Genomic DNA, 711 nt, shown 5'->3' with positions numbered 1-711 from the left:
CTGTACAACAAGAAACTAAAGTTGCACGTTTATATAAGTTTAAAAACTCTAAAATTAAAAAAGCATTATCTTTTTCTACAAAACGTGGAAAGTCTAAAATTGCTTAATTCAATTACGTTACTCTTAGTTTTTATTATTCATTTATTTTTTTTAGGTTGATATATAGTGTGTTTATCGATAAAATGCATAAAATACCGTTAATTGGTTTTACGGTGTATTTATAGGATTTACGGTGAACGTTACCAGTATTTACTTTATTACCACTCGTCTATAGTTAAGAGATACTCATCTGTAAATGTTAATTTTGGGTATATGTGGTAAGTAGCTTTGTAAAACAAAACAAAAATATTATGAAAGCTATTATCACTTTATTATTCGTTATTACATTAGGATTAACTGCACAAGCACAAGAAGCTAAAACTACAGCTGTATTAAATATAGAAACTACAGAAGCTAAAATTACAGAAATTAAAAAAGACGTTGTTAAAGAAAAAGTTGAGGTTGCACGTTTATACAAGTTTAAAAATTCTAAAATTAAAAAAGCATTAACTTTTGTTATTAAAAAGGCTAAGACTAAAGTGGCGTAATAAGCGTAGACTATATTTTTGTTTTTATATCTCCTTATTTATTTTTTTCTTTCTGCACAATATCAGTTGTAATACACTTAATTTCGATTAGCTGATTTTAGCTTAATTTCAGTCATCGAAGATT

Annotated in this window: 1 protein-coding gene; it reads left to right on the top strand. The window is 26.2% G+C overall.

From position 1 onward, the window contains the following. The first annotated feature begins 350 nt into the window (after nucleotides 1-350). Complete coding sequence (locus KLA_RS17345; protein WP_013619630.1) at nucleotides 351-587, top strand: hypothetical protein; 237 nt, start codon at nucleotides 351-353, stop codon at nucleotides 585-587. The last annotated feature ends 124 nt before the right edge of the window (nucleotides 588-711 follow it).

The organism is Cellulophaga geojensis KL-A, assembly GCF_000568425.1.
Taxonomy (GTDB): Bacteria; Bacteroidota; Bacteroidia; order Flavobacteriales; family Flavobacteriaceae; genus Cellulophaga; species Cellulophaga lytica.
Note: the sequence above shows the minus strand (reverse complement) of the source record. Positions and strands in the feature narration are given on the sequence as shown.

What these genes read in the sequence shown, in the direction of transcription:
- KLA_RS17345 (WP_013619630.1), top strand. Translation starts at nt 351, where the DNA reads ATGAAAGCTATTATCACTTTATTATTCGTTATTACATTAGGATTAACT.